Origin of the sequence: Cellvibrio sp. UBA7671 (genome assembly GCA_002483145.1) — a bacterium.
GTDB classification, from domain to species: domain Bacteria; phylum Pseudomonadota; class Gammaproteobacteria; order Pseudomonadales; family Cellvibrionaceae; genus Cellvibrio; species Cellvibrio fibrivorans.
Genome location: DLHJ01000014.1, coordinates 564,627 through 590,607, shown reverse-complemented (window position 1 = coordinate 590,607; position 25,981 = coordinate 564,627). Strand labels below are relative to the sequence as shown.

The following is a 25,981-nucleotide window of genomic DNA, read 5'->3' as shown; positions in this document are numbered from 1 at the left end:
TCATTTGTTGCAGATTAATTTCTGTCCCTAATGGTGTGATGCTTTATTTTTCACAGAAAATGTGGAAAATTGCGCGCCATTTTCCATTCTTGTCCCAGTTATTGAGGGGGCTATTAATATTTGCAAACTGTTAATTACACAGGACGGAACTATTTTGAATAACCCAGAAGAATCCAAAATTTGGTCTGTGCGCCAATCGGCTGATCTCTATGGCATTGATGAATGGAGCAGTGGTTATTTTGGCGTTTCACCACGAGGAGATGTTGTGGTGCGAGCGTCGACTCCAGAAGGTGAAGCTAATGTATCGCTAATGGAAATCGTCGACGGTTTGCAGCAGCGCGGCTTGCAGATGCCGGTGTTATTGCGCCTTGAAAATATTGTCGATTCACGTATTAGCATCCTCAACGATTCGTTTGCACACGCGATTGAGTCGAGTGGCTATCGCGGCCAATATCGCGGAGCCTTTCCGATTAAGGTCAATCAACAAAAACATGTGATTGCCGAAATCGCGCGGTTTGGTGAGCGCTACAATCACGGCCTTGAAGCGGGCAGCAAAGCAGAATTGATGATTGCCCTCGCGACGATTACCAATCGCGAAAGCGTTATTATTTGTAATGGCTACAAAGATGCCGAATTTATTTCACTGGGTTTGCAAGCGCGTAAATTAGGTTTTAAATGTTTCTTTGTATTGGAAACACTAACTGAATTGCAATTTGTCATTGAGCGCAGCCGCGCTCTCGGCATAGAACCATTGATTGGAGTCCGCCTAAAACTGTCTACCAAGGTGGAAGGCCACTGGAGTGCGGATAGTGGTGACCGCAGTTTATTTGGTTTAAATACCAATGAACTGGTAACTGTTATTGATACCTTGCGCGATGCCAATTTGTTGCATTGTTTTCAATTGCTGCATTTTCATTTGGGTTCACAAATTCCCAACATTCGCAGTATTCGTACGGGTGTGCTGGAAGCCTGCCGCTATTACATTGAACTAGTAGGTGAGGGCGCGCCGCTTGGTTATCTGGATTTGGGGGGCGGTTTGGCGATTGATTACGATGGTACTTGCAGTACTAACGGCCACAGTCGCAATTATTCGGTGCAAGAATATTGTATTGATGTGGTGGAATCAATTCAGGAAAGTCTTGATGCCCATGGGATCGCGCACCCAACAATTGTAACTGAATCAGGCCGCGCGACAGTCGCACATACGGCAATATTGTTATTTAATATTCTCGATGTCACCCACTTTGAACCAACAGCATTGCCTGCGGAATTGCCAGCAAATTGTCATGAAATGATTGCCAATTTATGGCACACACTCAATGTAATTTGTGTTGCCAATTTGCAAGAGTCTTACAACGATGTTATTTACTATCGCGATAAAATCCGCGACTTATTTAATTCAGGTGATATTAACCTGCGTCATCGTGTATTAGGTGAAAATATCTATTGGGCCGGGTTGCAAAAAATTGCTTCACTCCTGCCTCAGGTCAAGCGCATTCCTGCTGAATTGGAAAGTTTGCCACAGATGCTGGCCGATATTTATTACGGCAATTTCAGCGTATTCCAATCCTTGCCGGATTCATGGGCGATAGGGCAAGTATTTCCGGTGATGCCAATCCATCGATTAAATGAAGAGCCGACGCGCCAAGCTATCATTGCCGATTTAACCTGCGACTGCGATGGGAAATTGCAAAAGTTTGCCAGTCCGGAAGGGGAATCTACCACCCTCGCGCTGCACCCCATCAAGCATGGCGAGGAATATTATATCGGTGTGTTTTTGGTGGGTGCATATCAGGAAACCCTGGGAGATTTGCACAATTTATTTGGCGATACCAATGTTGCCAGTGTGCGTATAAATCCTGACAGCAGCATTGATTTTGTTCATGAGTTGCATGGTGATAGCATTGCCGATGTGCTGACTTATGTGGAATATAATCCCGATGCACTCTACGAGCAATTTCGTCAAACAGCAGAAAATGCCGTGCGCGATGGCATTATCACCCTGGCAGATCGCCAACTTATGCTTGCTGCCTATTCCGAAGGCCTGCGCGGCTATACCTATTTTGAAAAATAATTGAAGTAATGGTTTGGAGTTAGTGTTAATGGCAAAAGTGTTAATTATCGGGGCGGGTGGTGTGAGTGGTGTTGTGGTACATAAATGCGCGCAGTTACCCGAGGTTTTTTCAGAAATAGTATTGGCAAGTCGCACTGAATCCAAATGCAAAACAATTGCAGCGCAGTTAAATCGCCCCATTAAAACCGCACAGGTAGATGCGGATAATGTACCGCAACTGGTTGCTCTGATTAAGGCTGAAAAGCCGGATTTGGTCATCAACGTGGCATTACCTTATCAAGACCTGACGATTATGGATGCCTGTTTGGAGACCGGTGTGGATTACCTTGATACCGCCAACTACGAACCATTGGATACTGCCAAATTCGAATACTCCTGGCAGTGGGCGTATCAGGACAAATTTAAAGATGCGGGTTTAACAGCGCTGCTCGGTTCCGGTTTTGATCCGGGTGTAACAAACGTTTACACCGCTTATTTGAAAAAGCATTACTTCGATGAAATTCATTATCTGGATATTATCGATTGTAATGCTGGTGACCATGGCTTGCCGTTTGCGACCAATTTCAATCCGGAAATCAATATTCGCGAGGTTACAGCCAATGGCCGCTATTGGGAAAATGGAAATTGGGTTGAAACTGCGCCGCTCAGCATTAATCGCGTGTTTGATTTTCCGGCAGAAATTGGTCCTAAAAAAATCTACATGATGTACCACGAAGAACTTGAATCGCTGGTTAAACATTTTCCTGAAATTAAACGCGCGCGTTTCTGGATGACCTTTTCAGATAATTATTTAAAACATCTGGAGGTCCTGGGCAATGTCGGCATGACTGGCATTGAGCCGGTGATGTTTGAAGGTCGCGAAATAGTCCCGCTGCAATTTTTAAAAGCACTGCTGCCTGACCCTGCAAGCCTTGGTCCTTTAACCAAAGGCAAAACCTGTATAGGTTGTTTTGCGCAAGGTATTAAAGATGGTAAGCCTATGGCTATGTTTGTTTACAATGTCTGCGACCATCAAGAGTGCTACCGCGAAGTAAAATCCCAGGCGATTTCTTACACTACCGGTGTGCCCGCCATGATCGGTGCAAAAATGATTCTGGAAGGCAAATGGAAAAAGCCGGGGGTATGGAATATGGAGCAGTATGATCCGGATCCATTTATGGAGGATCTCAATAAATACGGTTTGCCTTGGCAAGTTGTGGAAGTCGATCCCAGTGCGATTGAAGGGTGAGTAATGCAAAAGCGCGAATATTTCACGCACTTTAATACAGCACGCGTTCCATCACCTTGTTATGTGATCGACAAGGCGGCTGTGCAAAATAATCTAAAAATCCTCAACCGCGTACAGCGCGAAAGCGGTGCAAAAGTACTTGCTGCATTAAAAGCTTTTTCTTGCTGGAATCTTGCTCCTTTATTTCGTCAGCATCTCTCGGGTACCTGTGCAAGTGGTGTGCATGAGGCGCGTTTGGGGCGAGAAGAATTCGGTGGAGAAGTACACTGCTATTCAGCCGCTTATAAAGAGTCCGATTTAATCGAAATTTTGAAGGTTGCCGATCATGTGCTATTCAATTCGTTTTCGCAGTGGTCACGATTTAAATCACTTGCGTTAACTGCACAACAACAACGCCCTGAATTGCAGTTTGGTATTCGCATTAATCCTGAGCATTCTGAAGGTGAAACTGAACTATACGATCCCTGTGCACCCTGTTCGCGTATGGGAGTGACTGTTGCGCAATTTGAACAGGCAGTGAGTGATGATCCAGACATTCTTGATGGTATTAGCGGTTTGCATTTTCATACGCTCTGCCAACAAGATCTCCCTCCATTACAGCGTACATTGATTGCCGTTGAAGAAAAATTTGGGAAATATTTCCCGCAAATTAAATGGATCAATTTTGGTGGCGGCCACCATATCAGTCGTGAAGATTACCAAGTTGATGAGTTAATTGAGCTGATTAAATCTTTCCGCGTGCGACACCAAAAACAAGTTTATCTTGAGCCAGGCGAGGCGGTTGCACTGCGTAGCGGTGTGCTGGTGGCGGAGGTATTAGATATTACCTGGAATGGTATTGCGCAGGCTATTTTGGATACCTCAGCAACTTGCCATATGCCGGATGTATTAGAGATGCCATACCGCGCCGATGTATTGGGGGCAGGAATGCCCAATGAGTTTGCACATACCTATCGCTTGGGTGGGATGACCTGTTTAGCAGGTGATGTGATAGGCGATTACAGTTTCCGCAAGCCTTTAACGGTTGGCCAACGTATAATGTTTGACGATATGGCTCACTACACAATGGTGAAGACCACCACGTTCAATGGTATTAATTTACCCGCTATTGCCATTTGGGATTCACGCACCGATGAGTTAGATGTTATCCGTGAATTTGGCTACGCTGATTTCAAACAGCGCCTATCCTGACGTAGGGGCGCCGCTTGCTGCGCCCAAAACATCACTATCCTATTTAAATCGTTACTATTTTTCAGGTTTTTGCTATGCACAAAAAATCCGCCCACATAGGTCTCGTTAACCCTAAAAGCCCTGCTAATGTGGGAATGGTAATGCGCGCAGCCGGCTGCTATGAAGCTACTACGGTTTTTTATAGTGGTGTGCGTTTTGAGCGCGCGCAAAAATTTGCGACCGATACGAAAAACGCTGGTAGTAAAATCGCTTTAGTAGGTGTAGAAAATTTATTAGATGATATTCCGGACAATGCCACCTTGGTTGCTATCGAATTAATCGAAGGTGCGACACCACTAATGGATTTTGTACATCCCGATAACGCCTATTATATTTTCGGCCCGGAAGATGGCTCGATAAAAAAAGAATTGTTAGATCATTGCCAGCACGTGGTCTACATCCCGACCATTGGCTGTATGAATCTCGCCGCTACAGTCCATGTTGTGCTTTACGATCGTATGGCAAAATCAGGTCGGGAAGTGATTGAGCAGCGTCCAATTGCGGCGAATCGTGATGTGAATAATAAAATCAGGATCTAGCGGTAATTACTTCTTCTCTGATCAAGTAGGTCTCATCTGTGCCCTCTGGTAATACTTGAAGTTTATCTTCTTTCTGATGATTTTTATTCGGGCACTCGCCTTGGCTCTCTAGCCAATAGAGTGTGTTGCCTATTAATGCGACCGATCCAGATACTATTGCACTCGTGGTAGCCGTTAGGGTCGCGACGACCAAGGCACCCGTTACCTCTTCTTTACAACTCCTGGTAAGGCAGTCTATTTCATCGAACGTTCGCATTTGCTCTGTGGTGAGTACAATTTTCTGCGTAGATACCATGCATTTTTCATCATAGCTTGCCCCTTTTTTAGGGGTGACCACGCAAGCGCCGATGGTACTGCTCAGCAGTATCAACACCAATCGACTGATTATGTGGGAGAAGTTCATCATGTGTGATTCCTGATGCTATTGGTAAAAGCCTTAAACAGCGATTTGTTTGTACCAATACTGCCCTAACATGATCAAACAAATTGTAACAATCAGTATCCGCAATACCTTTGGGTTAACTTTAAAAAGGTAGTGCGAACCCATCCAAGCTCCGAGCATTTGTCCGACGATCATAGCGAACCCGGCAAGCCACATAATTTGACCTGCAAAGATAAAAACAATTAACGAGGCGATATTGGTGGCGAAGTTGAGTGGCTTCGCAATCGCTGTGGCTTTGATTAATTCCAGTCCGCGGAAACTGACACCCGCAACTGCAAGGAAAGATCCTGTGCCGGGTCCGAACATACCATCGTAAATTCCAATAACAGGCAGCACAGTTTTTTGATAAACATTATTCGACATTCTTGGTTCAGTCGATTCAAGCTGTAAATAGGGTGCGGTAATAAAATAAGCAGCAATGATGATTAGTACCAGTGGGATCATAAATCCAAGTACTTTGGCATCAATAAATTGTACAATTATTGTGCCGGCGACCGAGCCAACAAAAGCGGCAACCATCATGGGGCGCAATTCTTGCCAGTGGATTTTTTTGCGTTTAAATAATAAAAAACTCGATGTTCCTGAACCAAAACTACTTTGTAATTTATTGGTACCCAAGGCTGCGAGTGGTGGTACGCCGGATACAACCAACGCAGGGATAGTGATCAAACCACCACCGCCAGCGAGTGTATCCATAAAACCTGCAACGGTGGCAGCGAAAAATAAAAATAACAGTGTCTCTACAACAAAATCCATTGTGGGGTTATCTCATTCAATCGTTTAAAAGACAGCTTTTTACAAACCGCCGCGAGTTAATTTTTCTGGATTTAGTAATTGCTCCAATTCGTCACGGCTCAAATCAGTTTCTTCCTGTGCAACATCGATAATCGCGCGCCCGTCTTTATAAGCTTTTTTGGCAATTGCTGCGGCATTTTCGTACCCAATAATCGGATTCAATGCGGTCACTAAAATCGGATTTTGCGCGAGCGTTTTTTGCAGGTTGGTGTGATTGACGGTAAAAGTGGCGATAGTTTTATCGGCCAGTTCATTACTCGCATTGCTGAGTAATTCAATGGATTGCAATAAATTGTAGGCAATTAATGGCAACATCACGTTCAATTGGAAATTGCCGGATTGCCCGCCAATACCAATACTTACATCGTTCCCCATGACTTGTGCGCACACCATGGTCACCGCTTCAGGAATTACCGGATTGACTTTGCCTGGCATAATCGATGAGCCGGGTTGTAGTGGTTTTAAACTGATCTCTGCCAAACCGGCGAGTGGACCAGAATTCATCCAGCGCAAATCGTTAGCGATTTTCATCAGGCTGACGGCGAGTGTTTTTAAGTGGCCTGAGATTGCAACCGATGTATCTTGCGCGCTCATGAGTGCAAAAAAATTATCTGCAGGCTCAAACATCAATCCAGTTGCTTCGCTTAAATGCGCTGCAAATTTTTCTGCAAATTCCGTGTGAGCGTTAATGCCGGTTCCCACGGCTGTGCCGCCTTGTGCCAAGCGTAATAATTGCGGCAACGCCATCTGTAAGCGCACATAATTGCTTTCAATTTGACTCGCCCAGCCAGTTATTTCCTGCCCAAATGTCACGGGCATAGCATCCATTAAATGGGTGCGGCCAGTTTTCACTGCATCGGACAGTGCTTCCGCTTTGCCGAGTAAGCTGGTGTGCAATTCTTCCAGCGCGGGAAAGAGTTGCTGTTTGAGGGCGAGCGCAGCGCTGACATGGATTGCGCTGGGAATCGTATCGTTACTGCTTTGGCTCATGTTTACATGGTCATTGGCATGCACTTTTTGCCCTGCCAGTTCACTGGCTATATGGGCAATGACCTCGTTCACATTCATATTGGTGCTGGTGCCTGAACCGGTTTGGAACACATCTACCGGGAACTGATCCACGTAATGCCCTGCGACTATGCTGTCGCAGGCGGCGCAAATCGCCCAAGCGATGTCTTCGTCCAGCAGGCCCAGTTCGCGATTAGTCAGTGCAGCGGCTTTTTTAATATGGACTACAGCGTGAATAAAGCGCGGGGGTAGGGTAAGGCTGCTGATGGCGAAGTTGTCGAGTGCGCGTTGGGTTTGGGCGCCGTAGAGCGCGGTTTTGGGCACTTGTACCTCGCCCATGCTGTCGTGTTCGGTGCGGAACTCGCTCATATAAGCCTCCTTCGGTTATTAAGGGTGCTGCTGACATAGGTTGTCAGTTGCGGGGGTTAGGCTGTGTGGTCTTCAAGTCTAGCTAGTAATGGCATCTGCTAGCCATCCTATTTAGCAATTTGTCGCGTAATGGATTGGAGTATTTTTTCTGAGACCGTCTGAGACATGGATGTCGAAGATGAGCCTACAGGGATGTATTCACGGCGTGTCCCAGAAGAAATACTGCAGTCCATTAGCAAGTATGGTCGCTGGGTTGAACCAGTTTTAGTTACAATCCCTTTTTTAATTCATTATTGAGTTCTTATGTCCAAGCAATTTGTTGTAAATAGTGAATTCGCGCCTGCGGGCGACCAACCCACTGCTATTGCTGGCCTTGTGCAAGGCATAGAGGCGGGGCTGGCTCACCAGACCCTGTTGGGTGTTACGGGCTCAGGTAAAACCTTCACCATCGCCAATGTGATCGCGCAGGTGCAGCGCCCAACGCTGATCATGGCACACAACAAAACGCTGGCGGCGCAACTCTACGGTGAGTTCAAAGAGTTTTTCCCCAATAACGCGGTGGAATATTTCGTTTCCTACTACGACTATTATCAGCCCGAAGCCTATGTGCCTTCGTCTGATACCTTTATTGAAAAAGATTCCGCAGTAAACGAACACATCGAACAAATGCGTTTGTCCGCAACCAAAGCGCTATTGGAGCGTAAGGATGCCATCATCATCGCATCAGTTTCAGCGATCTACGGTTTGGGTGATCCAGAAGCTTATATGAAAATGTTGCTGCACATCGTACGCGGCGACAAAATTGATCAGCGCCAAATTCTGCGTCGCCTCGCTGAATTGCAATACACACGCAACGATATGGAATTCTCCCGCGCGACTTATCGCGTGCGCGGCGATGTGATTGATATTTATCCCGCTGATTCGGATATCGAAGCCGTGCGCATTGAATTGTTTGATGATGAAGTTGATCAGATTTCGATTTTTGATCCGCTCACCGGTGAAGTGCTGCAAAAAGTGCCGCGTTTTACGGTCTATCCAAAATCCCACTATGTAACGCCGCGCGAACAAATTCTGGATGCGATTGAAAACATAAAAGAAGAATTGCGAACGCGCTTGGAATACTTACGCGAAAATAACAAACTCGTTGAAGCGCAGCGGCTGGAACAGCGCACCCGATACGATTTGGAAATGATGCAAGAATTAGGCTACTGCAATGGTATCGAAAACTATTCGCGTTATTTATCCGGCCGTAATTCCGGCGAAGCACCGCCGACGTTATTTGATTATTTGCCGCCCGAAGCTTTGTTAGTGATCGACGAAAGCCACGTGACTATTCCGCAAATCGGCGCTATGTACAAAGGTGACCGCTCGCGCAAAGAAACGCTGGTCGAATACGGGTTCCGTTTGCCATCCGCATTGGATAACCGCCCCATGCGTTTTGATGAGTGGGAGCGCATTGCTCCGCAAATGATTATGGTTTCGGCAACGCCTGGAAAATACGAAGCGGAAAATCAAGGGCAAGTGGTTGAGCAGGTGGTGCGGCCGACGGGATTGATTGATCCGCAAATTGAAATTCGCCCGGCAACCACACAAGTGGATGATGTTCTGTCTGAAATCCGCGCGACTGTGGGTGAGGGTGACCGCGTATTAATCACCGTGCTCACCAAACGTATGGCAGAAGACCTTACCGAATACCTTGGTGAGCACGGCGTGCGTGTGCGTTATTTGCACTCGGACATTGACACAGTAGAGCGTATAGAAATTATTCGCGATTTACGTTTGGGGCAATTCGATGTGCTGGTAGGTATTAACCTCTTGCGTGAAGGTTTGGATATGCCAGAAGTATCGCTAGTAGCAATTCTCGATGCGGACAAAGAAGGCTTTCTTCGTTCTGATCGTTCGCTCATTCAAACCATTGGCCGCGCCGCGCGTAACTTAAAAGGGCGGGCAATTCTCTACGCTGATCGAATTACAGGTTCAATGCAGCGTGCGATTGAAGAAACTGACCGTCGCCGCGATAAACAAATTGCACACAACCTTGCCCATGGCATTACTCCCAAAGGAATTAACAAAAGCATTGCCGATATTCTGGAAGGCTCAGTCGCACCTGGCGGTGGCAGTCGCGCAGCGCGAAATAAAGCCATGGCAATCGCAGAGCGCAGTGGTAAATATAACGTTGAAGTAAATCCGAAAGATATTTGGAAAACCATCGAGTTAATGGAAAAACAAATGTTCCAAGCGGCGAAAGATTTGGAATTTGAAGTTGCGGCTAAACTGCGCGATGAGATTGAGAAGTTGAAGAAAAAGGCGATATAGTTAATTGCCTGAGCTAGAGTATTTGAGTTTAAGTTAAGGATGCCTGTGCTATGTATAAGCCAAATGAATTAAAAGAAACCATTGATGGTGTTTATAAGCGCTACCCCAAGCTTTCTACACATACAAAGTCATTAGCGAATTGGGGGGTAAGTTATAGCAAAGATTTGGATTTTCTGACTAGATATGCGCGCGGAGAGGAGTTTTTTTACAGTCACATGAGTGAAGGCGAATGTAGGAAAAGTGGCATAACTTATAAACCTGATAAATATACAAGTCTAAGTATGATGCATAGTCTGCACCGTTATTCTATCCAAAAAATGGTGGACTCATGTTTGCTATGTTTTACATGCGATGTTTCATGGTTGGACTCCTACAAAGAGACAGTGGTGCATAAATACTGGTCTGATCGATTAGAACTAGAATTTTATGAATTCGCGTACCAACAGTTTTTGACTGGCGAGAGACCTCAAAAACTATCGGGCTATCTACGTCATTACGGCGTCACCTTGGGCTTGTGTTTGTCATTGGGTTGGTTGGATTACGCTAGAGATTTTCGGGATCGCATTAATTCTGCATTCGCTAAAAATATTATTGCCGATGGTGGTGATTCTTGCGGTAGACGTAGGACACAGCATTTTCTAGTAAGGTTGCTTAACGCATATGATGGGGTGAGAGATGTGCAGGAGCAATTAAATATAAAATGTGCTTATGATGTGGACATTTTTAATGAGTTAGTGAAGAAATGGAATACTAATAATCTTGATGAATTAAAGAGCCTTCTGCTAAAAATTTGTGACCGGCATACTCATCAGTGTCGTCATGACAGTTGGAATAGCAATCGATTTTATGATTTTGAAAATTTTCCGCTCGAATATTACAATCCTTTCGAGGTGTTAAGTGTATTTCGCTTGAGGTCATTGCATGGTTTGGATAATCCCAGTTTACAACATCCGCTAATGCAAACACATCTAGCTCAGTTGCATCCATTATCAGATCCTTTTATTGATGATTTTCTAGGTGCTCTATTGAAGCGCGCTAGAAATGAAGAAAGTATTGTGGCATCGAGTGCATTTAAATTTTCATAGACTTTTAATGTCGAAGCCCGCCTGTTAATGAGCTAAGCTGCACGTGTTTCAATAGAGTAGTAGCGTGAAATTGACTCATGTTTCTCCATGGTTTTTTGTTATTAATATGAAATGTTAAAGCTAATTCTCCCCATACTTTTCCCCTCCTGGCGCTTCTTCAGCAGTATTGGTCCATCGCCGCGTATTGAGGTGGGCTTTGTTGCGGATAAAAACTCCGAGCCGCAAGAGTGGTTACCGTTTCGCCCCTTACCCAAAAAAGTTAATTTTTCCCTCGGTATGCAACAGCTATTTCACAATCCCTTGTGGAATGAGCGTTTGTATATCAGTACCTGCGCGGAACATTTGTTCGAAGGTTATTCAGAGTTTCGTGAACGGGAAATTGGCCAGCGATTGGTAGCGGCTGCTTTAAATCAGGAGATGGTTGTCGGTAGTGAATTTTACTATTTGGTGTTTCGTATTCGCGCGCTTGAGTCCGAAGCAGGGCAGGTGCGTGATGAAGTTGTGTTTGTTTCCAGACCGTTTGCGTTGCGGAATGTGGGTGACGGGCAATGACGCTTGAGCTTGCTGTTCGGTTCGCTGAGATTATTTTAGGCTTTGCAATTTTCCAGCAAAGCCTGGAATTTATACGAGGACAACAATCAGAAAAAACGCTGGGATTTATTCGCATAGTGCTGGCGATTTTATTGATGTTGGGCTTTCAACCATTGCTGGTTGAATCCGCATTGTTGGTGACAGCGATAATGTTAATCCAGCGTTTTCAGGGTCCCTACAATGGTGGCAGCGATACTATGACTATGTTGGTGCTGCTATGTTTATGGCTATCGCATCTGGCGCCTTCACGCTATTGGCAGGAAATTGCATTGGGATATTTGACCGTGCAATTAATCCTCTCTTATTTTCAATCCGGTTGGGTGAAAGTAGTTAATCCGGAATGGCGCAGCGGCCGAGCGTTGCAGCAGGTGTTTGCGTTGAGTGCTTATCCCGTGAGTGAAAGTGTGCGCTTGTGGGCGCGGCGGCCGCAGGTGTTGCTGGCTATGTCCTGGTCGGTGATGATATTTGAATTGTTATTTCCGTTGGTATTGTTTAATCAAACATTGTTAATAGTTGCACTCGGAATTGCGGCGCTATTTCATTTGGCCAATGCGTGTTTGTTTGGATTGAATCGTTTTTTCTGGATTTGGCCGGCAGCGTTTCCGGTGATTATGTGGTTTCAGTCGCGGTTGATGAGCGTGTTTTAATTGGGAGGTATACTCCCAAGTGGAGCTTGGGAGCGAGGATTTAAATATTACAACGTAATTCGCTTGCCTTCTTTTGCCGCTTTAAAAATAGCTTCCAGAATGACGATATCTTTCATGCCTTCTTCGCCGGGAACAATAAGCGGTGATTTATTTAAAATCGCGAGTGCATCATTATCCATTTGTCGTGCTTGTTGGTTGGCGGGGGATGGTGCGAGTTGAATACCATCGCTGGTTTTACCCTGTACTCCCGAATAGGATTGGAAAGGATTTAGTTCATACCAACCTTTTTCACAATCGGCGCGTAGTAAATTCATCGATCGTGCATAACTTGTTGCGCATCGCGCGCGTGAGCCGCTTGCGAACTCCAGTTCAAATTCAGTGGTCTCATCAACATTTTTATAAAGCTCGCGCGTGCTCTCCATTTTTGCGGTTACGGCGATAGGTTCTTCGCCAGCGGTATAACGCGCGGCATTCAGTGGATAGACGCCCATATCATACACAGCGCCGCCGCCGAGTTTTGGATCGGCGCGCCAGCTATATCCTGCATTGCCGCTGTTGTAGCCCGCTTCAGCGATAATCGTTTGGATTTTTCCATAAGGTTTTTCTTTGGCGAATTGCATGATGCGCTGCGTATTAGGTTCGTGCTGCATGCGATAGCCAATTGTCAATTGCACTTTGTTTTTTTTACATACATCAATCATCGCTTGGCATTCATTTGCATTCATCGCCATGGGCTTTTCGCACCACACATGTTTGCCCGCATTAGCTGCAATTTCCGTAAATTTTTTGTGCGTGCCGGTGGGCGTGACAACATAAACAACATCAATATCCGGGTTGTTGGCCAATTCATACATATTGCTGTAGTTGTAGATGTTGTAATCCTTTAGTCCATATTGTTTTTGCCACACGGGAATTTTTTCCGGTGAGCCAGTCACTATGCCGGCAAGATAACAATGTTGCGTGAGTTGCAATGCCGGGGCGAGCAGGTCGCGGCTGTAATATCCAAGCCCCACAAGTGCAACACCTACACGTTTGTTCGGTGCAGAACTGGCAAATAATGGCGCTGCATGGGCGGCGACACCGAGCGCGGCTAGCGCTTTGAGCAGTTCGCGGCGGTTGAGTTGAGCCATTGAGGTGTCTCCAGACAAGTTTATCTATCTAGTTGTAAGCCCCATCACCTCATCGCGCAAACGGCTAAACAAAAAATTACCCTACGTTAAAAAATCTAAAAATATCAATGGGGTACTTATCCTGCTTTGCGTTAACTTGACATGGGTTGTTTATCCTCTTTACTTAAAAGGCGATTGTGGCGCATAAGTTACCCGAGCCTATTTGAAATAGGGGATTAAAACGTGAGATTAGATAAAAGTTTGCTTAAAACGACGTTATTTATTCTTGGTGCTTGTTGCTCGGTGCATCAGGCGTGGGCAGTTGCAGCTGAAGAGGTACCCAACTCCTTGAATGCCCGCCTCGCTGAAATTGAAAAGTTGGGCGAGAACCCGGTGATTGTGGCGGCGGTTGAGGCGCGCAATTCACGTGGAATGTCGATGGATGACATAAAAAAACGCGATGCTGAATGGATGGCGAATAAAGAGGGAATCGACGAAGGTATGCGTGAAATTATGGAGAACGATGCAGCCAAGGCGCTGCGGACTATCGAAAAATCCGAACCTTATTATGTTGAAATGTTTGTGGTGGACAATCAGGGTGCAAATGTCGCCATGACTAACAAAACCTCGGATTTCTGGCAGGGCGACGAAGAGAAATTTACCGAAACCTTCAAGGGCGGGCAGGGTGAGGTATTTATTGCTGCGCCCGAGTTTGATGACAGCGCCAATGCCTACCTGATCCAGGTGTCGGTACCGGTCAAATCCAGTGGCAGAACCATTGGTGCCCTGACCATTGGGGTCAATCTGGATATTCTGGCCGATGCGGCCGAGCGTTAAGCTGCATCGGCACCCCTATCACTGGTAGAATGCGCCACTTTTTGGGTCTTCCTGATCCCGATCCCAATTGTGGCGCCTCTTATGCAATCTCCATCCTCCAGCTCCAAACAAACCGCTTCCGCCGCCCAGTATGAAGATTCCCGCTTGGTTCCGCTCTGGCGCGCGTGGTTAGAGGTGGCGGGCAGCATGCCGCTGGATAAGTGGCTAAAAAATACCGTGCGCCAATATGCTCATTCCGGGCCGACCTCCATGCCTGAGTATGATGAGGTCAAAAAGCACAATAAATTCAAAACCCCCAAAACCTTTGCCCCTAATGCCGAACCGGAAGCGGTCGAAAGTGCATCACTGAGCCTTGCAATGTTTTCTGCGCTGCGCTTTCAGCAATTAGCGACGGCGCTGGAGTTTGCCTACCGCAATCAGGAAACGGCGATTGATTGGTTACAGTGGGACTTGGAGTGGCAGCATCGGGATGTCCAGGCCATAGTGCCAGTGTCATTTTGGTACTGGGTTCAGTTGCGTGTGAATGGCGATCAACCGAAAAAAAATCAGGCGCAATTGCGCGACGCAGAAGATCGACGCAAATTTTTTAACCAGTTCGCTGCGCAGGCAACGCCCGAGAATTTTCACATCTATTTATTGTGGTATGGCTTGCGTCCGCAGTGGGCAGATTTATTAAGCGCACGCAAAACTGTGAGCAATTGGGATGATAAAACCCTGCAACATTTTATCCAGCAGCAAGTCACTACGCCGCCGCTCTGGTTGCGTGTGCAAAAGAATGCGGATGTGGTTGATGTGTGCGAGAGCTTGCAGCGCCAAGGTGTAAAAGCACAACTCGATGATCAACAGCGGTTATCGGCACGCGGTGGTTTGGGTGTTCATTCAACGGATGAATACAAAACTGGTGCAGTTGAAATTCAAGATATCGCCAGTCAACAGATTGCATTAACGGTCGCTGCAAAACCTGGCCAAAAAGTCTGGGATGCTTGCGCTGGTGCCGGTGGTAAAACGCTCGCGATCGCCGCGCATATGAATAACAAAGGTGCATTGGTTGCAACCGATTTGCATGAATACAAATTGGATGAATTAAAACGCCGTGTGAAACGCGCGGATATTTTTAATGTGCGCGCTTTTACCTGGACAGGTTTGGAGCCGCTGCGTTTGCCGAAAGAAATTGCACAGCAACGCGGGTTTGATTGGGTGTTGATTGATGCACCTTGCAGTTCCGCTGGAACCTGGCGCCGCAACCCGGATGCCCGCTGGCGTTTTGATGCCAATGACACCAATGAATTAATTCAGTTGCAGCAACAACTGCTCACCAATGCCGCACCTGCGGTAAGGGCAGGTGGGCATTTAGTGTATGCTACATGCAGTTGGCAAGTAAGTGAAAACGAAGAGCAAATTGAATGGTTTGTGCAACAGCATCCAGAATTTAGCATCCAATCCCAACGCATTTTAGGTGTGCCGGAATTGGATTCGGATACTATGTTTGTTGCGGTGTTGGTAAACAATTCTTAAGCCAGCAGCGCTTGCTTACATCTCGGTTGTGACGACAATTGAGCCAAAGAAAATGTAGTGTGCAGATTATTGGCGCATTGAGTATGACTATTACCCATAATCCGCTCAATGTGAACTGCACTGTGACATCTTGCCAAATGTCGCTAAACATAAAGTTGAGGATAATATTGGCAATCATGCCAGTAATAATCGAGACATAAATAATGGCTTTTAGTTGCCGGGGATTTGCGTCTCCATTCTGAGTTTGCAGAAGGTGGATTAGCAATGTGATAGCACCAGCTAATCCAATACCACCGGCGATTATCCACAGTAAGAATAAAAAGCCAGCCAGATTGTCCTCAATATTATTAAAGAGATCAAATAGCCAGTAAAATGCAAAAAAGCATCCGGTTCCCCACAATAATGCGATGCAACTGAAGCAGGCGATAAACTCAATAACGAGCATGGGTTTGATGATTTTTTTCATGATCTATTTCCTATTAGTGACAAGGTAACTCAATGTGGGCCGGTCTTTTACCGGTGCTGTAATACTCTTCACAGAATTCGATTATTTGTTCTCGTGGCGATTTTTGCTGGTAGAATTCTTTGCATACACTGAGCAATAAAATTGCAATGAGTGTTAGCGAAAAACGTTTTATCCAAATTGAATTCATCACTATTACTCCTGCAGTCCCCGCATTTTGATATGGGTAAACACCAACACCATTCCTCCTAGTAACAGCAGCGTAATTCCCAAACGCATACTCACAAATAACATCGCTTCTTCAATGTATTCAGGGCCTGATCCCCAGCTCAGGCTTAGCAGTGCTGTGCCCATAATGAGGAGCTCGGCGGTGCGGGTATGTGCCTGTAAACCCGCGGGTCCGTTAGGGCATTCATCTGCAGGTAAGCTGGATTCCAATAATTGTTTACAGGTAAGACGTACGGCGAGCCATGAGAGTGCTAAATAAATCCAACTGGATAACCAGTGAGGCAAACCCTCAAAAACATCGATAAATTGCGGTGCAGCCAGCGCAAGAATGGCAGGAACCAGTAAGCCGACTAACAACAGGCCAATGGGTAAACGTAAACAGGCAGAATTAAATAAGGACATGGTGTGCTCCAATCGGAAATAGGTTGTGGTGAAATTATTGTTCTTCGGTGACCTGAACATCTGGCTTCCAATTGGCCAGTACGTACAACAAAATCATATGCATCGCGCCGAGCATGAGAGTGACCAGTCCAAGATTGCGGGTGAGAAAATAAAGCTGACCATTCAGTTCGCCATTCGCCATGGCCGATGTACCCAGGTTCAGTACCAGTAAGATGTAGCCAATGTTGATCAGGTAGTAGCCGATAAGTAGCAGGTTGTTAATGGCCAGCGCCAAGGGTTTATTGCCCACCAATTGATTGGTGAGAAAAATCACTCCATTTTGGTTGAGCAGTTTGCCGATGTGGATGGTGATCAGCAGGCTAATGGCAAGGTAAAAACAGTAGATGGCAAGATTCAGCATAAAAAGCTCCTGTTGTGTGGTGAGTACTGGCTGCGGTTACAGCGCACAACAGGGATTTTGTCGATCCGGGAGAGGTGGGGCTTCCGTTTTTATCGTTTTGTAATAAGTATTTATGCTGTCGTTATTTTCTTATAAAAAACAATGGCTTATAAAACTCCAGAATGATCATTTTGGAGTGAATGGAGAGATTGAAATACCGTTTAAAGGAATTGATGAGGGTTAAGTGTCTGCGATCCCCATGCGTTTGCGAAATTGGCCCGGCGTTTCACCGGTCAGTTCACGGAATGCAGAGTAAAAGTTTGACTGGGTGCTGAACCCTACTGCTAGCCCAATCGATAGCACCGATGCCTTGGGTTCATTAACTAACTGCTGCTTGGCTTCATTGACCCGATGTTCGCGAATCAAGCGGGAAAAACTTTGACCGAAGTGAGTATTAATAAGCTCAGAGGTTTGGTGACTGCTTAACGCGAGATTGTCGGCGAGGGTAGATAAGTTCAGGTTTTCATTGCGATAGATTTTTTGCTCAAGCAGCAGTTGTTTTAGCTGGCTCACCAATGCGGCGCAATCGGTGTTTTTGAGTGTGGATGCTGCATAGCTGGCGGCGACGGCATCGCAGGTTTTTTGAGTGATATCAGGAAAACGCAGTTGTAGGTAGAGCATCGCCAGTAGAGCCAGCCCGATTAGATTGCTATAGGCAATTACAAACCAGAACTCGCCCACCCAAGGCGCCAGCAGGCCAATTAATAAAATAAATAGCGCTATGGCTGCAAATGCAGCAAAGGTTACGAACTCGAGTGAGAAATGCTGACGCTGACCACGCAGTTTGAAAATGATCAGACACAACCAAAGCGCGTAACCGCAGCCGATACTAAATGCAATGGGAATACCGATTACACCGCTTAGCCAGGGACTGATTATTAATGGGATAAAATGCAATAGTAATAATGGATGATTGCGTGTATTGAATTGCAGGAGTTCACGACTAAACAGGTAAAACGACGGAGCGGCAAGAAACAATATTGCCAAGTATGCAGCGTTATTGAAAATGGACTCATCCAGAGCAATCCATTGCCAGTGATGCCATTGCAATAGCGCAAGTGCAATTAACATTGAAGTGCATGCCATTTTAGAGAGCCAGGTTTTTTCAAATGCCTTAAACACTGACCAGTAAACCAGCCACAAAAGCACAAGGCACACAAACGAAAAACCGATCATCCATTGGCTGAGAACCGTTAGCATAACGTTTAGCTGCTCATATCTATTTCAGTTCCATCACTACACGGAACCCTAAATGCACATCAAAAATTTCAGTGCGGTGATAATCGCGAATGTGATTAGCAAGACGCTCGGCGTTGTCTTTTGCCGAGCCACCGCGCACCACATGTGAATCACAGCTTTTTACTAACATTGCCTGTCCATTTTTCGGGTGCAGTGTGTAGTTGTCGGTAAAACAATCTTCCACCCATTCAGCGACATTGCCAGCGGTGTCGTAAATACCAAAACCATTAGCAGGGTAGCTGCCCACTGGTGCTGTTTTCGCGCCGAATAAACCGGAAAATTTGCTGTTGCAGCCGCGGCGGCAATTAGCGCGGCCGCTGGCTTCTTTCACATCATTGCCCCACCAGAATAATGAGTTGGTATCGGCGCGGGCGACATATTCCCATTCGGACTCGGTTGGTAGGCGATACTTTTTGCCAGTAGTTTCACTCAGCCAGCGCACGTAGGCGCTCGCATCGTCAAAGCTCACATTGATCACCGGGCGATTGCCGCGTCCCCAGCGATTATCGCTCGGTAATGCGCGATTGGTTGCCTGCGCGAACATATCATAATCGTCAAAAGTGATTTCGTATTTGCTCATCGCAAAAGGTTTACTGATGGTGACTTTATGCACGGGCATTGTTAGCGGGTCATCTTTATTCCCCATAAAAAAAGTGCCGGTGGGGATGCTGATCATCTCCGGGCCGTCGCTTTTTATGGAGGTAATTACCTGACTGCTAATTTCATCTCCCGGTGCAATGCTCTCGGTTAATGAAAATGTAGGGGTGAGATCCTGGTCGACAATATCAATCCAGGTGCGTTGTGTATCGTAACCCGTTTGGCTGACTTCTATGTGATAACTCCCGGCAGGTAACAGGATGCCCGGTTGATAGCGGTCAGGAATATTTAATATACGCACACGCGCTTGTGCAGGTGAGGTTTTTACGGTGAGTGCATAGGTGATAAGTGGTGAGCTGCTGGACGAACCACCGCTAATGATTGCATCGCTGCTGCTGGCTGACGCAGTTGTGGCCATATCAATGGGGGCCAGTGTTGCCTCACTGGTAGTTGTCAGCGTCGCAGTGGTATTCGCGGCGGCATCCTGTGTTACTGCATTTACTGTTTGGGTACTACTGGATTGCGCACTACTTGATACGATTGCTGTATTGAGCGCCGGGTTTAATGGCGTTGCGGTGGGCAATTCAATAAAAAAATCGGCAGTGGCCAGTGCCAGTTTCCCAGTAAAAGAAGCGTTTGCGTTAGCGTTAGTCGTTTTGGCATACCAAATACTAAAGCCACACCAACCAATTATCATAATGCTTGCCGCTGTGCCCAGTTTTGCAAAGGCTGCATTTTTTTGGCTAAAGGCTTTATGGATTTGGGTTTCAATTTCTGCCCGCACTGTCAGTGCGGGTGTGTGTTGTTCATTAAAAAAAATTTCAGTGATTTTGGTAGAGGGGCGCTGATAAAAGCCCCTGCTCGGATTCCAACGCAAGGCACGAATTTTATTCCAGCGCCAACGCACGGCATTGTAGGTTGCCGATATAAGTGCGCGCGCCAAATTCATCACCGTAAGATCAGCCGGGTGGGTTACCGTTGTACTGGGCGCGCGGTAATTTTTATCCAAATCCTCGATTGCAACAATTAAATCACGCCCGCGCTGAAAGCGCTGCTCCGGGTCTTTGGCTAATAATTTTTCCAGAATTTTCTGGTAAGCCAAATATTGCATGGGCAATTTGGGGATGGGTGCGCTGATATGTTTGAGGGCGATGGTAACGGCTTCATCACCTTGGTAGGGAAGCGTGCCGGTGAGCATTTCATAAAAGACGATGCCCAAACTGTAGAGGTCAGAGCGACCATCAACGCTATTGCCTTTAGTTTGTTCTGGGCTCATATAGTGCGGCGTGCCGACGACTGTACCTACATGGGTCATGCGCGAATTGGCGGCCAGGCCGCGTGCTACACCAAAGTCTGACAGCACTGCAGAATTATCGGCGCGGAATAAAACATTTTCCGGTTTGATATCGCGGTGGATATAACCTTTCTCGTGTGCGTGATCAAGTGCGCTCGCAATTTCACGCGTTATACGTAGCACTTCTTCACCGCTTAACCCTGTGCTCATTTTGTCGTGTACTGAGCCGTTGGGCAGGTAATCCATGGCGATGTAATTTAAATCTTCATGGCGGCCGATATCGTAAATCGCCACAATGTTAGGATGAGACAATTGCCCTACAATAGTGGCTTCGCGTTGGAAACGTTCACTAAAAGCGGGGTCACTATTGAGTTGCGGGTTCATTACTTTTAACGCGACAACACGCCCCACGCTGATTTGGATCGCGAGGTAAACTGTGGACATCCCACCCTGGTTAATTTTTCTTATCACCCGATAGCCGGGAATATGCATTGCCATAACAAATCAGTATCTGTATAAAATTTTTAGTGTAATTTTTGCTGCTGTGCGATGTTGTTAGAAATCGTACAGGTGTCGGAAATTGTTAAAAATGTACTACATAAACTAATAGCCCTAATAGTGATGCCAGTGCTGTGCCGAAAATCCAGGCATCGGTACCGGGTTTACCGGTGAGATAGGGCACCCATTGCCACAAACCCTTGCGCGCGAAATTATCGCGTAAGGGCGATTCAATAATTTGTAAGGTGATGTTGTCGCGCCCACCGCTGGTCAGTGCGGCGTGTAGCAATTGATCCACTGCCGCTAAACAATCCTGTGACTCACATAAAATTTGCGCGATGGTTTTATCGCTGACTTCATCAGTCAGTCCATCACTACACAATAAAATCCACTGATCTTTTTGCCACTCGTGTTCGACAACATCGACCCTGACCTGCGCCAACTCCTGCATCCCCAAACATTGGGTAATGATATTTTTTTCCGGATGGAATTCGGCGTCTTCCGGACGAATCACGCCGGTCTCTACCAACATCTGCACATAAGAGTGATCGACACTCAATTGCTCCAAGCGTCCGCCCTCGCGCGTGGGGGTCCACAAATAGGCGCGGCTATCTCCGACCCAGGCCACCTGATATTTTTCGGAATTACTTTTTAGTGCAACCACTGTTGAGCCCATACCGGGCGCGCCTATCCCTCGTGCCGCCGAAGTGAGGATGCTGGAATGGGCGTGTTGGATGGAATCGAGGAGAGAGATGTTAGGGTTGTCTTGGGTTTCGCGTTCAATGGTATCGCGCACGATGGCGCTAGCGACTTCGCCAGCTTCGTGACCACCCATGCCGTCGGCGACTAGCCATAGCCCGTGTTCAGGCCGACTGAGGAAACAGTCTTCGTTGTTGTCGCGCAGTAATCCCGGGTGGGAAGCGGCGCTATATTCCAGCGGGCTGATGGTCATAAGTGTCGGCAGGTATCAATGCAGCTTATTGTAGAAATTGTTGTGCAATTCGTTATCGAGCAATACTAGATGACTTTAGTGGGGAAAACTATGTGGCCGGGGGAAAACTATGCGCCCCGGCACACTTGGTTACAGGTTGTTACTTAACAAGTCTTGAGCGTGAGCCCCATTTTTTCTGCCAACTCTTTGTGACCGGCGTGCGTGACTAGCGCGATGCTGGCTTTCTCTGGTACCAAGTAGGTATTAGCCACGCGCTTCAGATCGGCAACTGTGACGGCCAATACGCGATTGCGGAACAGCTCGCGTTTCTCGCGTGTGCGGCCAAATAATTCTGCCTGATAGGTCGATTTGGCCTCACCGGCTGGGGAGCCGGGTTTATCGATACTGCCGATAACACCAAGAATGGCTTCTTCAACGGATTGCCATTGGTGATCAGTCTCCTGCAGCCAGACCAATGAATCATCAAAATCTTTCAAAGTTTCGCTCAAGCGTGGATCGCGGTAGGAATAAAAACGGAACGCAGCGCTGTTGCTGTCCTGGCTTGCGCCGCCGCCGTAAGCGCCGCCTTGTTCGCGAATCGCGCGATGTAAATAACCGTTGCGTAGAAATCCGCCGAGCACGGTAAGTGCAGCGGCATCCGGGTGTTCACTCGGCACTGTGGGATAGGCTTTAGCGCAGAAATTTACTTGGGTATTGGTAATCCAGGCTTCGCGGATCGTTTCGCTCACAGGGGCGAGATCAAATGAAGCGAAATCATTGCGCGTTATTTCATTTGTCCAGCGCGCTTGCAGGTCATCGCGATAGCTATCCAAATGTTCCTGTTCCCCGACAATTAAAAATTGCTTGGGCGCTTGTAAAACCAATTGATGGATTGCGTTTAATTGCGTCGCAAAATTAGCGAGATTTTTTTCATCCTCCAGCGAGTTGTCCAGTGCTTTTACAGCGGCGATACCTTCAAGCCCGCCCAGTTGATGCGATACTTTTGCGGCGGGGCTCATTCCCGCACAAGCGGCAGTCATCGCTAAACTATGGCCGTGGCCAGTAATACTCTGCTCGCGACGTGCACGGTTTTGTGCAATTAATTCACGTATGCGCCCAAGTTCATCAAAGCGAACATGCAATAAGGTATTTTTCATCAAATCATTCATGGCTGCGCTGTTGCGGCTCAATGCTTTGGATGAGAGGGTTAAATAGGCATCAATTTTTTGCACATCATCGCCTGCACCGCGAATGCTGCTAAAGGCATGGATTGAGCCGACAACCTGGGATTGCCAGCGCTGGTTAGCTAAATAATCTTTTTCGCCCGCGCCTAATTCAGTGAGACAGATACTGTAATAGGGCAGTAGGCTTATTTGTTCATCGGTGAGTGCGGGCAATTTGCAAGTAATTTGCTGGTACACCAAGCCATTGGTACCAGCGCTATAACGGCGCAATGGAAAGTTGTGAAAACTTTCGTGGCTGCCAGCGGTGTAATGCAAGTTTGCCGGAATATCTTCCAGGCCGACTTTGGGCAAAATACTTTCATCGTCTTGTTGCAACTGGCGCTCTTGCAAGGCGTGAGTGCGCGCGATAATGGTTTGTTTTTCATCTTCGCTTAAGCTGGCTTTTAATTGCGCGAGGCGTGCAATTTCAGCGGCTTGGATGCGCCCATTCATTTTTAAATCCGGGCGCATAGTCAAGCGCACACGGTGTGGGTTATCCAGCAACCATTTGCGTACGGTTTCCTGAATAAAGTGTGGGTTCTGCGTTTTAAGGCGCAAATTTTCCAGTGCGGCATCCATATCCAACAATGCGATAGGATCGCCGCGATGGGTTGCTGAAGTTAAGCCCGTCAAGATCAACTGCAATCCATAAGGGTAGCCATCGCCACCAACTTCGCGCTGAGATAATTCCAACTGATGCAGTGATGCTTCGATTTGCTCTTGTGGTACGCCCTCATCAGCGACTTTTTGCATGATACCCAAAATCATCGCTTCAACTTTTGCTGCATTTTCCAATGCGCAGCCTTCAAGGCCGCATACAAATGCCATTTCGCGCGATGAGTCATCCAAGCCGCAGAGTGGCGAGGGCGCTTGGCCCAACTCGCTGGTTTCCAGTGCTTGCTGTAATGGCGAGGCGCTGTTGTCGAGCAAAATATTGGAAATTAATTGTGCTTCCAGTGATTCATCCAGATTAGTGGTTTTACCCAATAGCCAGGAAACCACAACATGGTTTTTATGTTCAATATCATCCGCATCATTTTCGTCGAGCGGATAGGCTTCCTCTACAGCGATGGGTGCGTGATAGCGTTTTTCATCGCCAACGCTAATAATTTCGTCGAGTTTTTCAAATTTGCTTAATGCTTGCTCTTCAAATTTTTCTTGATGGACTGCGGCAGGAATATCACCGTAGGTCATGAAAATTGCATTGCTGGGGTGATAGTGGGTGCGATAAAAATCTTGCAGTTGCTGATAGGTCAAATTGGGAATATCTTCCGGTTCGCCGCCGCTGTTGTAATGATAAGTAGACGTTGGGTAGAGATATTTACAGAGTGTATGCCACACTTGCGATGAGACTGAACTCATCGCACCTTTCATTTCATTGAATACCACGCCCTTGAACACCAAATCAGAATTGGGGTTATCCGCTTCAGCAAATTCAACGCGATGGCCTTCTTGTGCAAAATCCAATTCATCCAGACGCGAGAAAAACACCGCATCCAAATACACATCGAGCAAATTATTAAAGTCTTTTGGATTCTGGCTGGCAAACGGATAAGCCGTCCAATCAGAACTGGTGAAGGCATTCATAAAGGTATTGAGCGAACGGCGCACCATCATAAAGAACGGATCGCGCACCGGATATTTTTGGCTGCCGCAGAGCGCAGTGTGTTCCAGAATATGGGCGACGCCGGTGGAATCGTGCGGGACTGTACGCAGGGCGACGAGAAAAACGTTTTCATTGTTGTCGGCAGCCAAATGAATATGTTGGGCGCCGGTTACCTTATGGCGATATTCTTCAACACGGATTTTTAATGCATCGATAGTTTGGCTGCGCAGTAATTCAAACGTTGGGTAACTCATAGGTTTGGATTTCTCTCGTCGGGAGCAAAGGGATTAGATAAGTCATTTTGATCATGAAGCATGGGAACAAACGCGCTTTGTTGTGCAACGAACAGACGCATCGCGGACAATAGGGGAGCATAATCCACTTGTTGTTGTTCCAGTTGCTGTAGAGCGTAACAACTTGCCTCCAGTGTGGAAAGCTGATTTTCGCTATGCGCTTTGCGGATTTTGTAAATGGATGGCGGTGTTTCTGTCAGCATCATCCGGGGCAGTATCTGCAGCGTGCGATTCAGGTAGAGCATTTTGCGGCTTTTGCGCCAAGTCGCATCAATTACCACCAACCGCAATTGGTTTGGTGCCATCAGATTGAGGGATGGGAGTGTCCGGGGGGCTCCTAGTCCCAGGGCCTGATATTCGGGTATCTCCGGATAGAGGAGTAGCGGTTGCTTTTGGTCGGCAAATAACCAACTGTCCAGATCCTGTGTGACGAAGTGTTCGCCGATTTTAAGTTGGCTGCTTTTTAGGCTGAGATGTAATAATCCCGCCGTATTTTTTGCGTTAGGTGCTTCATCGGGATGTTGCAAAATAAGGATTTCAACCTCATTGGTGATAGTGCTAATCAGAGCACAAATGCAGTTGCGAACGGGCCTGTTACAGTTGCTACAGATCGGGCGCTTGGTCGCTGGAGTAGTATTCAATGTGGCAATTGCTCCAGTTGATGGAGACCAATAAGCGTGTGTGTTTGTGTTAGTTGTTCGGCAATAAGTTGTTTTTTTACACTGGCGCTCAGGGATTTAATCGCATATTCACGTTGGCTCGCGGTGGAGCGATTGTGGTCGGCTTCCAGATAACAAAGTTGCACAGGTTTGCGCCCGCGAAAGTAGCGTGCGCCCGCTTTCCCCGATTCATGTTCACGCCAGCGGCGTGCCATATCGGTGGTAATTCCAGTGTACACTTGCGCATCGCTTGTGCGGATCATGTAGACAAACCAGTGGTTCGATGAAGTCATATCAGTAGGGCAGTTTTTGAGTAGGTGATGA

General features: G+C 46.8%; 23 protein-coding genes. 10 read left to right on the top strand and 13 right to left on the bottom strand.

Annotated elements, in window-relative coordinates; translation table 11 throughout:
• Nucleotides 1-154: 154 nt before the first annotated feature.
• From speA to B4E62_RS14375, 4 genes are all read left to right on the top strand, one after another.
• Entirely contained in the window at nucleotides 155-2,074 is a 1,920-nt protein-coding gene (gene speA / locus B4E62_RS14390) for a biosynthetic arginine decarboxylase (RefSeq protein WP_331352514.1), read from the top strand.
• Nucleotides 2,075-2,102: 28 nt separating this feature from the next.
• On the top strand, nucleotides 2,103-3,302 hold the full coding sequence (locus tag B4E62_RS14385; RefSeq protein ID WP_331352513.1) for a saccharopine dehydrogenase family protein: 1,200 nt from the start codon (nucleotides 2,103-2,105) through the stop codon (nucleotides 3,300-3,302).
• Between the two features lie 3 nt (nucleotides 3,303-3,305).
• Nucleotides 3,306-4,493 carry a carboxynorspermidine decarboxylase gene (nspC, locus tag B4E62_RS14380; RefSeq protein ID WP_331352512.1) on the top strand — a complete coding sequence of 396 codons (1,188 nt, stop codon included), beginning with the start codon at nucleotides 3,306-3,308 and terminating at the stop codon, nucleotides 4,491-4,493.
• 74 nt (nucleotides 4,494-4,567) lie between these two features.
• Nucleotides 4,568-5,071 carry an RNA methyltransferase gene (locus B4E62_RS14375; protein ID WP_331352511.1) on the top strand — a complete coding sequence of 168 codons (504 nt, stop codon included), beginning with the start codon at nucleotides 4,568-4,570 and terminating at the stop codon, nucleotides 5,069-5,071.
• Here the strand turns inward: B4E62_RS14375 and B4E62_RS14370 are convergent.
• From B4E62_RS14370 to B4E62_RS14360, 3 genes are read right to left on the bottom strand one after another with little or no spacing between them, the layout of a single operon-like run.
• Nucleotides 5,061-5,477, bottom strand: a complete 417-nt coding sequence (locus B4E62_RS14370) for a hypothetical protein (RefSeq protein WP_331352510.1) — start codon at nucleotides 5,475-5,477, stop codon at nucleotides 5,061-5,063. The two genes, B4E62_RS14375 and B4E62_RS14370, sit on opposite strands and share 11 nt — an antisense overlap.
• Before the next feature lie 30 nt (nucleotides 5,478-5,507).
• Nucleotides 5,508-6,269 carry a TSUP family transporter gene (locus B4E62_RS14365; RefSeq protein ID WP_331352509.1) on the bottom strand — a complete coding sequence of 254 codons (762 nt, stop codon included), beginning with the start codon at nucleotides 6,267-6,269 and terminating at the stop codon, nucleotides 5,508-5,510.
• A 39-nt stretch (nucleotides 6,270-6,308) separates the two neighbouring features.
• The gene (locus B4E62_RS14360; RefSeq protein ID WP_331352508.1) at nucleotides 6,309-7,685 is read right to left on the bottom strand and encodes a class II fumarate hydratase; all 1,377 of its coding nucleotides are present in this window, start codon (nucleotides 7,683-7,685) and stop codon (nucleotides 6,309-6,311) included.
• 303 nt (nucleotides 7,686-7,988) lie between these two features.
• Between B4E62_RS14360 and uvrB the strand changes: the two genes are divergently transcribed.
• The 4 genes from uvrB to B4E62_RS14340 all read left to right on the top strand — a co-directional run bounded on the left by uvrB (nucleotide 7,989) and on the right by B4E62_RS14340 (nucleotide 12,324).
• The gene (gene uvrB / locus B4E62_RS14355) at nucleotides 7,989-10,001 is read left to right on the top strand and encodes an excinuclease ABC subunit UvrB (protein WP_331352507.1); all 2,013 of its coding nucleotides are present in this window, start codon (nucleotides 7,989-7,991) and stop codon (nucleotides 9,999-10,001) included.
• Between the two features lie 50 nt (nucleotides 10,002-10,051).
• Entirely contained in the window at nucleotides 10,052-11,086 is a 1,035-nt protein-coding gene (locus B4E62_RS14350; RefSeq protein ID WP_331352506.1) for a hypothetical protein, read from the top strand.
• Nucleotides 11,087-11,197: 111 nt separating this feature from the next.
• Nucleotides 11,198-11,638, top strand: coding sequence for a hypothetical protein (locus tag B4E62_RS14345; RefSeq protein WP_331352505.1), 441 nt, complete (start codon nucleotides 11,198-11,200; stop codon nucleotides 11,636-11,638).
• A complete protein-coding gene (locus B4E62_RS14340) occupies nucleotides 11,635-12,324 on the top strand; it encodes an HTTM domain-containing protein (RefSeq protein WP_331352504.1) in 690 nt (229 codons plus the stop codon). Before B4E62_RS14345 ends, B4E62_RS14340 begins: the two co-directional genes overlap by 4 nt.
• A gap of 47 nt (nucleotides 12,325-12,371) precedes the next feature.
• On the opposite strand, the gene B4E62_RS14335 is transcribed toward B4E62_RS14340, so the two are convergent.
• Entirely contained in the window at nucleotides 12,372-13,454 is a 1,083-nt protein-coding gene (locus tag B4E62_RS14335) for a Gfo/Idh/MocA family oxidoreductase (RefSeq protein ID WP_331352503.1), read from the bottom strand.
• Between the two features lie 222 nt (nucleotides 13,455-13,676).
• Here B4E62_RS14335 and B4E62_RS14330 point away from each other — a divergent pair, with 222 nt between their 5' ends.
• The gene (locus B4E62_RS14330; RefSeq protein ID WP_310069913.1) at nucleotides 13,677-14,270 is read left to right on the top strand and encodes a cache domain-containing protein; all 594 of its coding nucleotides are present in this window, start codon (nucleotides 13,677-13,679) and stop codon (nucleotides 14,268-14,270) included.
• A gap of 81 nt (nucleotides 14,271-14,351) precedes the next feature.
• Nucleotides 14,352-15,785: an RsmB/NOP family class I SAM-dependent RNA methyltransferase gene (locus B4E62_RS14325; protein ID WP_310069917.1), complete on the top strand. Its 1,434-nt coding sequence runs from the start codon at nucleotides 14,352-14,354 to the stop codon at nucleotides 15,783-15,785.
• Here B4E62_RS14325 and B4E62_RS14320 read toward each other — a convergent pair.
• The 9 genes from B4E62_RS14320 to B4E62_RS14280 all read right to left on the bottom strand — a co-directional run bounded on the left by B4E62_RS14320 (nucleotide 15,751) and on the right by B4E62_RS14280 (nucleotide 25,950).
• The gene (locus tag B4E62_RS14320) at nucleotides 15,751-16,251 is read right to left on the bottom strand and encodes a hypothetical protein (RefSeq protein ID WP_310069920.1); all 501 of its coding nucleotides are present in this window, start codon (nucleotides 16,249-16,251) and stop codon (nucleotides 15,751-15,753) included. The two genes, B4E62_RS14325 and B4E62_RS14320, sit on opposite strands and share 35 nt — an antisense overlap.
• Nucleotides 16,252-16,443: 192 nt before the next feature.
• On the bottom strand, nucleotides 16,444-16,878 hold the full coding sequence (locus B4E62_RS14315; RefSeq protein ID WP_310069922.1) for a hypothetical protein: 435 nt from the start codon (nucleotides 16,876-16,878) through the stop codon (nucleotides 16,444-16,446).
• Between the two features lie 34 nt (nucleotides 16,879-16,912).
• Nucleotides 16,913-17,278, bottom strand: coding sequence for a hypothetical protein (locus tag B4E62_RS14310; protein ID WP_310069925.1), 366 nt, complete (start codon nucleotides 17,276-17,278; stop codon nucleotides 16,913-16,915).
• A 219-nt stretch (nucleotides 17,279-17,497) separates the two neighbouring features.
• Nucleotides 17,498-18,517: a helix-turn-helix domain-containing protein gene (locus B4E62_RS14305; RefSeq protein ID WP_331352502.1), complete on the bottom strand. Its 1,020-nt coding sequence runs from the start codon at nucleotides 18,515-18,517 to the stop codon at nucleotides 17,498-17,500.
• 19 nt (nucleotides 18,518-18,536) lie between these two features.
• A complete protein-coding gene (locus tag B4E62_RS14300) occupies nucleotides 18,537-20,891 on the bottom strand; it encodes a bifunctional serine/threonine-protein kinase/formylglycine-generating enzyme family protein (protein ID WP_414633268.1) in 2,355 nt (784 codons plus the stop codon).
• A 139-nt stretch (nucleotides 20,892-21,030) separates the two neighbouring features.
• Complete coding sequence (locus B4E62_RS14295; RefSeq protein ID WP_310069934.1) at nucleotides 21,031-21,897, bottom strand: PP2C family protein-serine/threonine phosphatase; 867 nt, start codon at nucleotides 21,895-21,897, stop codon at nucleotides 21,031-21,033.
• Between the two features lie 143 nt (nucleotides 21,898-22,040).
• Entirely contained in the window at nucleotides 22,041-24,959 is a 2,919-nt protein-coding gene (locus B4E62_RS14290; RefSeq protein ID WP_331352501.1) for an insulinase family protein, read from the bottom strand.
• On the bottom strand, nucleotides 24,956-25,639 hold the full coding sequence (locus B4E62_RS14285; RefSeq protein ID WP_331352500.1) for a tRNA-uridine aminocarboxypropyltransferase: 684 nt from the start codon (nucleotides 25,637-25,639) through the stop codon (nucleotides 24,956-24,958). The genes B4E62_RS14290 and B4E62_RS14285 overlap by 4 nt, the downstream gene beginning before the upstream one ends.
• Nucleotides 25,636-25,950: a GIY-YIG nuclease family protein gene (locus B4E62_RS14280; RefSeq protein WP_331352499.1), complete on the bottom strand. Its 315-nt coding sequence runs from the start codon at nucleotides 25,948-25,950 to the stop codon at nucleotides 25,636-25,638. The genes B4E62_RS14285 and B4E62_RS14280 overlap by 4 nt, the downstream gene beginning before the upstream one ends.
• Nucleotides 25,951-25,981: the final 31 nt, after the last annotated feature.